Origin of the sequence: Nonomuraea sp. NPDC001831, assembly GCF_042892035.1 — a bacterium.
GTDB lineage: Bacteria > Actinomycetota > Actinomycetes > Streptosporangiales > Streptosporangiaceae > Nonomuraea.
Genome location: NZ_JBIATU010000035.1, coordinates 24,643 through 34,012 on the forward strand (window position 1 = coordinate 24,643; position 9,370 = coordinate 34,012).

At 74.5% G+C, this 9,370-nt stretch carries 8 protein-coding genes; all 8 read left to right on the forward strand.

Annotated elements, in window-relative coordinates; all coding sequences use genetic code 11:
• Window positions 1-41 precede the first annotated feature (41 nt).
• From ACFYYW_RS48805 to ACFYYW_RS48840, 8 genes are read left to right on the forward strand one after another with little or no spacing between them, the layout of a single operon-like run.
• Window positions 42-365, forward strand: coding sequence for a PadR family transcriptional regulator (locus ACFYYW_RS48805; RefSeq protein ID WP_189651648.1), 324 nt, complete (start codon window positions 42-44; stop codon window positions 363-365).
• A complete protein-coding gene (locus tag ACFYYW_RS48810) occupies window positions 362-1,267 on the forward strand; it encodes a hypothetical protein (RefSeq protein WP_387661387.1) in 906 nt (301 codons plus the stop codon). Before ACFYYW_RS48805 ends, ACFYYW_RS48810 begins: the two co-directional genes overlap by 4 nt.
• Before the next feature lie 33 nt (window positions 1,268-1,300).
• Window positions 1,301-2,197, forward strand: a complete 897-nt coding sequence (locus ACFYYW_RS48815; RefSeq protein ID WP_387661390.1) for a hypothetical protein — start codon at window positions 1,301-1,303, stop codon at window positions 2,195-2,197.
• A gap of 7 nt (window positions 2,198-2,204) precedes the next feature.
• The gene (locus tag ACFYYW_RS48820; protein ID WP_387661393.1) at window positions 2,205-3,953 is read left to right on the forward strand and encodes a peptidoglycan-binding protein; all 1,749 of its coding nucleotides are present in this window, start codon (window positions 2,205-2,207) and stop codon (window positions 3,951-3,953) included.
• A complete protein-coding gene (locus ACFYYW_RS48825; protein ID WP_387661397.1) occupies window positions 3,946-4,632 on the forward strand; it encodes an ABC transporter ATP-binding protein in 687 nt (228 codons plus the stop codon). The genes ACFYYW_RS48820 and ACFYYW_RS48825 overlap by 8 nt, the downstream gene beginning before the upstream one ends.
• Complete coding sequence (locus ACFYYW_RS48830) at window positions 4,632-5,810, forward strand: ABC transporter permease (RefSeq protein WP_387661400.1); 1,179 nt, start codon at window positions 4,632-4,634, stop codon at window positions 5,808-5,810. Before ACFYYW_RS48825 ends, ACFYYW_RS48830 begins: the two co-directional genes overlap by 1 nt.
• Before the next feature lie 30 nt (window positions 5,811-5,840).
• Window positions 5,841-7,094 carry a histidine kinase gene (locus tag ACFYYW_RS48835; RefSeq protein ID WP_352320652.1) on the forward strand — a complete coding sequence of 418 codons (1,254 nt, stop codon included), beginning with the start codon at window positions 5,841-5,843 and terminating at the stop codon, window positions 7,092-7,094.
• On the forward strand, window positions 7,091-9,253 hold the full coding sequence (locus ACFYYW_RS48840; RefSeq protein ID WP_387661404.1) for a sensor histidine kinase: 2,163 nt from the start codon (window positions 7,091-7,093) through the stop codon (window positions 9,251-9,253). The genes ACFYYW_RS48835 and ACFYYW_RS48840 overlap by 4 nt, the downstream gene beginning before the upstream one ends.
• The last annotated feature ends 117 nt before the right edge of the window (window positions 9,254-9,370 follow it).

Sequence of the window (9,370 nt, forward strand, 5' to 3'; positions counted from 1 at the left end):
CGCGTTGCCCACACTCCGTTGAACGGAATACTGTCTCCCCCATGCCCAGGGGAACCTCAGAAGTCAGCGAGCCGATGTACTTCGTGCTCGCCGCGCTGCGCGCCGGCCCGCTGCACGGCCACGCGATCAGCAAGTCGGTCAAGGAGCTGTCCGGCGGCCGGGTGCAGCCCTCCGTCGGCACGCTCTACGGCATCCTGGAACGCCTCAACGAGCGAGGCGTCATCACCGTGGACCGCGAGGAGACGGTCAACGGGCGCAACCGGCGCTACTTCCGGATCACCGACGAGGGCCAGGCGCTGGTGGAGGCCGAGGCGAGACGCATGCAGGCGGCCGCCTCGCTCGTCCTGCGGCCGTCGGCCGGATGACGGCCGTCGGGTCCGCGCGGGCCGCGTCCACGCTCGAACGGCGTTACCGCAGGCTCCTGCTCGCCTATCCCAGGACCTACCGCGCGGCCCATGGTGACGAGCTGCTCGACGTGCTGCTCGAATCGGCCGCGCCGGGGCGGCGCGTCCCGGTGCCGCGCGAGGCGTGGGGGCTGCTCAGGGGCGGGGTGCGCAGCCGGATCGTCCACCTGGCGACCGGCAGCCCGTGGGCGGACGGCGTGCACCTCGCCGTCACCGCCGTCGCGGCGGCGAACCTGGCCGCGCTGCTGCCCTACGCCGGCACGCTGCCGGTCTGGACGCTGCTGTCGGCGCTCACGCTGCTGGCGACCGCCCGCGGGTGGCTGCGCACGGCGGCGGCGCTGACCCTGCTCACCGGGGCCAAGGCGGTGGCGCTGGCCGGCGGGTGGTGGCAGCCGTTCGACACGACGCTGTTACCGGTCTATCCGACGCTCCTCCAGGTCCGGCCGTTGTTCATGGACAGCGACCCCTACCTGGTGGCGGGCACCTACGCGGTGGCGTTGACCGGCCTGCTCCTGCTGCGGCGGGCGCCGCGCACGAGGTCGTGGTGGTGGTGGGCGGCGGCCGTGGCGGCGGCGTGGGCCGGCCCCGAGTGGATGGAGGACTCCACGTCGTTCCCGCTCAGCCTGAGCAGGCTGGTCGTGGAGGCGGTGGCGTTCGGGCTGGCGGCGGGGAGCGCCTACCTGGCCCGCGACCACCGGTGGACGCTGGCGGCGGCGATCTACCTGGCGACGACGTCGGGCGAGCTGGTGCTGCACTCCGAGGCCCTGACCCGGCAGCACCTGGCCTACTGGGGGGTGCTCGCGCTGCTGATCATGGGGGCCGCCTTCGCGCCCTTCCGCCAGCGGCGGCACTGCCTGGATTGACCATACTTCGTGGAACGGAGTATGGTCTCCGCCATGCTCAAGAGATCCCGCCTGGCCATCGCCATGTCGCTCTCGGCGGCCGTGCTCTGCGGCTGCGGGGGCGCCGCCGAGCCGACCGGCGGCGCCGAGACCGCCCAGCCGTCGCGGGCCGCCGCCGCCAAGGACAAGAAGCACCAGTTCGAGGCGGCCAAGGCCGACTGCATGAAGCAGAAGGGCTTCAAATACGTGCCGTACGTGAAGCCCGAGGACAAGAGCGAGGACGAGCGCAAGCGCGCCTCCGGCGACTACCAGGCGATGAAGAAATATCGCGCCAAATACGGATTCGGCGTGTTCGCCCTACAGGTCTTTCCCGGGGAGCTGGAAGGCCCCGGCGGCAAGGAGGACCCGGACCCCAACATAAAGATCCAGAGAGACCTCTCCGTCGCCCAGCTCACCGCCTACCACAAGGCCAAGGACGCCTGCGTCGTCACGGCCGGCAATCAGGTCCTGGGCCTCACCCTGAAGTCGAACATCGACTACTTCTCCCAGATGGCCATCGCCCACAGGCGGGCGAAGGCCACCGAGCTGGACGGCGACCCCGAGCTGGTCGCGCTGGCCGGCCCCATGGCCGCCTGCCTCAAGGGCAAGGGCTACTCGGTGGCCGACGCCAAGCCGTCGGCGCTCAGCCAGCGCGGCGAGCGGGAGTTCATGCGCCGGCAGGACAAGCTGGGCCGCCAGCAGCAGAAGAACCTCCCCGAAGCCCCCAAGATGACCAAGGACACCGAGCAGTTCCACATGCCGGAGCTCACCCCCGACGCCGCCAGGCCGTACCTCGTCCAGGAGGTCAAGGCGGCGCTGGACGACCTGGAGTGCGGCAAGGACTTCTACGCGGCCTACACGCCGAAGGAGACCGCGGTCCAGCGCGCGATCAACGACCGGTTCGCGTTCTGACGTCGTCATGAGATCCCCACGCAGGCTTGCGGCCGTCGTGCTCGCCGGGGTCGTGCTCGTCGCCCTGGCCGGGTGGGCGGTGAGCACCCGGCTGCGCTCACCGGCCGACGAGGCCGCCAGGCGCGCCGCGCCCACACCGTCCCTGGTCACCGCCGCCGTCGAGCGGCGCAGGCTCGTCAGCACCGTCGTGGTCAACGGCACCCTCGAATACGGCTCGCCGCTGCCGGTCGGCCTGGCCGGGGCCGTCGGGGGCGCGTCCGAGCTGCAGCGGGCCACCAGGGCGCCGCGTCCCGGCCGGATCGCCGAGGGCGGGGTGCTGATGGAGGTCAACGGCCGGCCGGTGTTCGTCCTGCGCGGCTCGGTGCCGATGCACCGCACGATCACCCCGGGCAGCGAGGGCGACGACGTCATCCAGGTGCAGCGGGCGCTGCGCAGGCTGGGGCACCGCGCGCCGGCCACCGGCGTCTTCGACCCGGCCACGGTCGCCGCGCTCACCCGGCTCTACGCGGCCAAGGGGTACCAGGCCCAGCGGCCCGCCCTCGCCGACCGGCAGACCTACGAGACCCTGCGCAAGGCCGTACGGACCGCCAAGGAGACCCTGGCGGCCGAGAAACAGGCGCTCGACCGGGGACGTGACGTGCTCCCGCTCAAGCTCAGGCTGAAGAACGCCAGGACCGGGCTCGCGGCGGCCCGCCACGCCCTGGCCGAGGCCCGGTCCGAGGAGCTGCCACCGGCCGACGAGGCCCGGCTGTCGGCCGCCGACTCGGCGGTGCGGGCAGCCGAGGAGCGGCTGCTGGAGGCCGAGCAGGCCCTGGCCGCCGCCCGCACCCGGCCCACGAGCGTCCCCACCGCTGCCCCCACCGGCACGCCCGCGCCCGCCGCCACGGCCGCTGCCCAGCCCACGGCCTCGCCCGCCGACACGCGGCTGCTGGAGCTGCGGGTGGCCAACGCCCGCGCCGACCTGTCGGCCGCCCAGGAGGCCCGCGACCTGGTGCTCAAGGAGGCCGGGCAGACCCGCGCGGCCCGGATCGAGCAGCTGCGCGCGGCCGTGCGCGCCGCCCAGGAGACGCTGGCGACCGCCGAGCAGGCGCTGCGCCAGGCCAGGCAGCTCTCCCCCGCCCGGCTCAAGGTGACCGGCGCGCGGGCGGACGTGGCGGCGGCCGAGGAGATGCTGGCCGAGTACTCCCGCACGTACGGGGTCTCGATCCCGCCCGGCGAGGTGGTGTTCCTGCCGAAGCTGCCGGCCCGCGTGCGCAAGGTGTCGGTCAAGGCGGGGCAGCGCGTCGAGGGCGAGGTCGCCACCGTGACGAGCTCGTCGTTCGCGGTCACGGCGTCGGTCGAGGCGGCGGAGTCGGAGCTGCTGCGCGCGGGCATGCCGGCGACCGTCGAGCTGGACACCGGCCGGTCGTACCCGGCCCGGCTGACCGCCGTGGGCGACAAGGCGAAGGTGCCGGGCTCCGCGGCGGTCGAAGGAGGGGGACAGCCCGTCCTGATCACGCCGGGCCCGGCCAAGGGGCTCAAGGCCGGGACCGCGGTGACGGCGCGGATCACCGTGGGGGCGACGAAGGACCCGGTCCTCGTGGTGCCCGTGGCGGCCGTGATCACCTCGGCCGACGGCCGGGCCCGCGTACGCGTCGAGTACGCCGCCGACCGCACCAGGGACGTCGAGGTCCGCACGGGCCTGTCCGCCGACGGGAACGTCGAGGTCACCGGCGCGCTCAAGGAGGGCGACCGGGTGGTGGTCGGCGATGCCTGAGCGGGGGGCCGAGCCGGTCATCGAGCTGACGGGCGTGTGCCGCCGGTACGCCGCGCAGCCGCCGGTCCGCGCGCTGGACGCCGTCTCGATGCGGGTGGGCCGCGGCGACCACGTGGCCGTCATGGGCCCGTCCGGCTCCGGCAAGTCCACGCTGCTCAACGTGCTGGGCCTGCTCGACCGGCCCGACTCCGGCAGCTACCGCCTCGACGGAGCCGAGACCACCACACTTCCCGACCGCGTCAGGACCAGGTTGCGCGGCGAGCGGATCGGCTTCGTCTTCCAGTCCTTCCACCTGCTCGCCCACCGCACCGTGGTGGAGAACGTGATGCTCGCCGAGCTCTACACCCGGCGGCCGCGCAAGGGCAGGCGGGAGCGGGCCCTGGCGGCGCTCGACCGCGTCGGCCTCGGACACCGTACGGCGTTCGCGCCCGGCCGGCTGTCCGGGGGCGAACGTCAGCGCACGGCCATCGCCAGGGCCCTCATGGGCTCCCCGTCGCTGCTGCTGTGCGACGAGCCGACCGGCAACCTCGACAGCCGCAACACCGAGGCGGTGCTCGACCTGTTCGACGAGCTGCGGCGGCAGGGCCTGACCATCGTCGTCATCACGCACGAGCAGGAGGTCGGCGCGCGCGCCGAGCGGCGGGTGCGGATCACCGACGGCGTCCTGGTGGAGGAGTGATGGACCTGCGCGATCTGGCCGGCGAGGCCGTCGCCGGCCTGCTGGCCCGGCCGCTGCGCACGGCGCTCACCACGCTCGGCACCGTGCTCGGCATCACCACCCTCGTCGTGACGCTCGGCGTGGCCGCCACCGCGGGCAACCAGGTCGTGGGCCACTTCGACGCGCTGGTGGCCACGGCCATCACCGTCGAGGTGCCCGCCTCGCCGAAGGCGCCCCTGGTGACCTGGGACGCCGTCGACCGGCTGACCAGGCTGCGCGGCGTGGAGTCGGCCGCCGCGCTGTCGGAGAGCGAGGACACCGCGAACCTGTCCGTGCGCTCCAACGACATCGTCGATCCGGCGCGCATCACCACGCAGTCGCTGCCCGTGGTCGCCGCGACCACCGGCCTTCCCGGGGCCCTGCGCGGCACGATGCTGCACGGCAGGTTCTACGACGCCGGGCACGTCCGGCGCGGCGACCGGGTGGCCGTGCTCGGCGACCAGGCCGCCCGGCTGCTCGGGATCACCCGGCTCGACGGGGCGCCGGCGGTCTTCATCGGCAGACACGCGTACACGGTGATCGGCGTGCTCGGCGGGCTGCGCCGGGAGCGCGACCTGGGCGCGGCCGTGTTCGTGCCGCCGACCGCCGGGGCCCGGTTCGGGCTGCGGACGGTCACCAGGGTGCTGGTCAACACCGGCCTGGGCGCGACCGCGCTGGTCGCGGGCCAGACGCCGGTCGCGCTCAGCCCCGGCAACGAGGACCTGCTCCAGGTGGTCGCGCCGGCCGGCCCCACCCGGGCCCGCGACGCCGCCCAGGACGACGTCAACGCGCTGTTCCTGATCCTCGGCCTGGTCTCGCTCGTCGTGGGCGCGGTCGGCATCGCCAACGTCACGCTCGTCACGGTGATGGAACGGGTGCCCGAGATCGGGCTGCGCCGGGCGCTCGGCGCGGCGCGGCGGCACGTGGCCGCCCAGTTCCTGCTGGAGTCGACGCTGGTCGGGCTGGCCGGCGGCGTGATCGGCACGAGCTTCGGCGTGGTCGCCGTCGTCGCCGTCTCGGCCGCCAGGGAGTGGACGCCGCTCCTCGACGCGCGGCTGGCGCTGGCCGCGCCGGTGGCCGGGGCGGTGGTGGGCTTGCTGGCCGGGCTCTATCCGGCGCTGCGGGCGGCGAAGATGCAGCCCGTGGACTCTCTGCGATAGCGGTCCCGCCACTTATGATGTGCCCGACATATGGCGAAAAAAGCCCAGCGGATGCTGCTCAGAGCGGTCAGACCGCTGCTCGTCAAGGCAGCGGTCCTGTCCGGGCTGCGCGGACGCGAGCGGACCCTCCTCCTGCTCAACCGCGCCCTGGTCTACCTCGCGCTGACCGCCGTGGTCGGCGCCGTCTACTTCGGGGTCGGCGCGCTCGACGGCCTGTTCGGCTCGTGGTCCGACCTGATCGCGGCGCTGGCCGCGGGCGCGCTGTTCCAGCCCGTACGGCTGCGCCTGCAGAACGCGGCGGACCGGCTGTTCCGGTGGGAGCGCGACCCGTACCGGCTGGCCGACCGGGTGAGCCGGAGCGTGCAGGAGGCCAGGGGGCCGGCCGAGGCCCTGGCGTCGGCGGCCCACGCCGTCCGGCTGGCCCTGGGGGCGACCGGCGTCGCGGTGGAGGTCGTCCTGCCCGGCGGACGGGTGCGCAGCGTCATCGCCGGGGAGATGGGCCCGGCCCCCTCGGTCGAACGCCTGGTCTGGCACGGCAAGTCGATGGGCTGGTTGTCGGTCAGCGGCGAGCCGCGCGACCGGGCGCTGCTGGACATGCTGGCCAGGCAGCTCGCCGAGGTCGCCCACGCCGTACGGCTCAGCGCCGACCTGCAGCGCTCGCGCGAACGCATGCTGGTCACCCGCGAGGAGGAACGCCGCGAACTCCGCCGCAACCTGCACGACGGCCTCGGACCGGCGCTGACGAACCTGGCGATGAGCGTCGACCAGGCCCGGCTCAGCCTGGCCAGCGACCCCGGCTCGGTCGAGCCCCTGCTCAGCACGGCACGCAGGCAGATGACCGAGGCCATCGTGGACGTCCGCGACCTGGTGTACGGCCTGCGTCCGCCCGCGCTCGACGGCGCCGGGCTGGACGAACTCGGCCTGGAGGGCGCCTTACGGCTGCTCGCCGACGCGCCCGGCCCGAGGGTGGACGTGGTGGTCTCGGGCTCGCTGGCCGACCTGCCGGCCGCGGTGGAGGTGGCGGCGTACAAGATCGCGCATGAGGCGGTGGCGAACGTGCGCCGGCACGCCCGCGCCACCACCGCCCTGATCAGGGTGGAGCGGCGCGCCGGGCTCCGGCTGACGGTGTCCGACGACGGGATCGGGCTGCCCGAGCAGCGCCGCCAGGGGGCCGCCCTGATGCGCGGGCGGGCCGAGGAGGTGGGCGGCGTGTGCCGGCTGGACGTGCGCCCCGGCGGCGGCACCGAGGTCGTCGCGGAACTGCCGGTCAAGGAGCCACGATGACCCCTGCCGACCACGACGACCCCGGTCCCGGCGCGAACGGCCCCGGCGCGAACGGGCCCGGCGCGAACGGCCCCGGCGCGAACGGCCCCGGCGCGAACGGCCCCGGCCGCACGCGGGTGTGGCGGCGGCGGCTCGTGCTGGCGGCGGTGTGGACGGCGGCCGTGGCCTCGCTCGCGGCCGTGGTGACGGCGGCGGTGCTGGCGGCGCAGCTCGGCGGGCTGGCCGATACGCAGGGGCTCGACCCGATCGGGCTGATGTTCCCGCTCGCCGGCGCGTTCCTGATCAGCAGGCGGCCCCGGCTGCTGATCCCGTGGCTCATGTGGGCGACGGGCGTGGTCTGGTCGGCGTACTCGCTGCTGTTCGCGCTGACCGGCTGGCTGTACTTCCACGCGCCCGGCCCGCTCCTGCCCTACGTCGCCTGGCCGGCCATCTGGCTGTGGCTGCTGCCGGTGCCCGCGTTCACGGGCATCATGCCGCTGCTCTTCCCGGACGGGCGGCTGCCGTCGCGGCGCTGGCGGCCGGTGCTCTACGGCAACCTGGTGCTCATGGCCGGGCACTCGCTGCTGCTCGGCCTGTCGCCCGACCCGTCGTTCGAGCTCGGGGTGCCGGTGGGCAACCCGTTCGGGGTGGCGGCGCTGGGCAGGGTCCCCGAGGTCGTGGAGTCGTGGATCGGGCCCCCGATGATCCTGCTGTGCCTGCTCGGCGTGGTCTCGCTGGGCTTCAGGTACCGGGCGGCGACGCCCGAGGTGCGCCGCCAGATCATCTGGTACTTCTACGCCATGGTGATCTTCGTCGGCTACTGGATCGCCAGCGCGGGCAACCAGGACACCTTCATCATCGCCGTACGGGTGTTCCTGGCCGCGGGCATCCCCATCGCGATCATCGCCGCCGTGCTGCGCCACCAGCTCTACGGCATCCGGCTCATCCTCAACCGCACGCTGGTGTACGGCACGCTCGCGGTCGGGGCCGGCCTCACGTACTCGGCGCTCATCTGGACGTCCAACAGCCTGGCCGACGGCTACGGCGCGGCGGCCGGGCTCGCCTCCGCGATGGTCACCGGCGCGGCCTTCCATCCCGTGCGCCTGCGCCTCCAGCGCTCGGTGGACCGGCTGTTCAACGTGGAACGCGACCCGTACCGGGCGGCCGACCTGCTCAGCCGTACTGTGCAGGGGGCCGGTGACCCGGCGGGGGCGCTGGCCGAGGCGATCTCCGTCGTGCGCACGTCCCTGGTCGCCCGCGGGGTGGGCGTGGAGGTGCCGGGCGAGCCCGCGCTGTCGTTCGTGGACGGCGAGCTGGGCGCCCGGCCCCGGTCCGTCGAGCTGACCTGGCACGGCGAGCCGGTCGGGCGGCTGCGGATCGCCGGGGCGCGGCCGGGCCGCGAGCCGCTGGACGTCATGGCCAAGCACCTGGCCGAGCTGGCGCACGCCGTACGACTGAGCACCGACCTGCGGGACTCCCACGAGCGGATCAGCGCCACCCGCGACGAGGAGCGGCGCCGGCTGGGCAGGGAGCTGCACGACGGGCTGGGCCCCACGCTGACCAGCGTGACGATGACCCTGGACGAGGCGCGGCGGCGGCTGGAGCGCGACCCCGAGTCGGTGGAGGAGCTGCTGGTCCGGGTGCGCGAGGAGATGACCAGCACGCTGATGTCGGTGCGCGAGCTGGTGGACGGCCTGCGCCCGCCGGTGCTGGACGAGCTGGGCCTGGCCGGCGCCCTGCGCGCCTTCGGCCAGGCCCCGGGCCCCCGGGTCGAGGTCACCGTGCCGCCGGCCGCCGACGGGTCCGAAGGGCTGCCCGCCGGGTCCGACGGGGCCCTCGACGGGTCCGACAGGGCCCTCGCCGGGTCCGACAGGGTCCTCGACGGGTTGCCGGCGGCGGTGGAGACGGCCGCGTACCGGATCGTGCAGGAGGCGCTGACGAACGTGCGCCGCCACGCCCAGGCCACGTCGGTGCTGGTCACGTTGCGGCGGGAGGCCGGGAAGCTGCGGGTGTCGGTCGCCGACGACGGCACCGGCCTGCCCGGCGAGCCGTCGCCGGGCGTGGGGCTGACGTCGATGCGCGAGCGGGCGGCCGAGATCGGCGGCACCTGCGCGATCGGCCCCCGGACGGGCGGCGGCACCGAGGTGACCGCCGTCCTGCCGCTCACCCCGCCGGCCTAGATCGCTGATGTGAATTTGGGTTAATGGTCGTAGGCAGTCAGTGATCGTTTCACGGGGGCGCCGGTGTTCCAGTTGTGCCAGATCGCGGCGTTGAGGGCGAGGACGCGTTGGCTGACC

Bases quoted from the DNA above. Each gene is read 5' to 3' on its own strand.
- ACFYYW_RS48805 (WP_189651648.1), top strand. From the start codon at position 42: ATGCCCAGGGGAACCTCAGAAGTCAGCGAGCCGATGTACTTCGTGCTC.
- ACFYYW_RS48810 (WP_387661387.1), top strand. From the start codon at position 362: ATGACGGCCGTCGGGTCCGCGCGGGCCGCGTCCACGCTCGAACGGCGT.
- ACFYYW_RS48815 (WP_387661390.1), top strand. From the start codon at position 1,301: ATGCTCAAGAGATCCCGCCTGGCCATCGCCATGTCGCTCTCGGCGGCC.
- ACFYYW_RS48820 (WP_387661393.1), top strand. From the start codon at position 2,205: ATGAGATCCCCACGCAGGCTTGCGGCCGTCGTGCTCGCCGGGGTCGTG.
- ACFYYW_RS48825 (WP_387661397.1), top strand. From the start codon at position 3,946: ATGCCTGAGCGGGGGGCCGAGCCGGTCATCGAGCTGACGGGCGTGTGC.
- ACFYYW_RS48830 (WP_387661400.1), top strand. From the start codon at position 4,632: ATGGACCTGCGCGATCTGGCCGGCGAGGCCGTCGCCGGCCTGCTGGCC.
- ACFYYW_RS48835 (WP_352320652.1), top strand. From the start codon at position 5,841: ATGGCGAAAAAAGCCCAGCGGATGCTGCTCAGAGCGGTCAGACCGCTG.
- ACFYYW_RS48840 (WP_387661404.1), top strand. From the start codon at position 7,091: ATGACCCCTGCCGACCACGACGACCCCGGTCCCGGCGCGAACGGCCCC.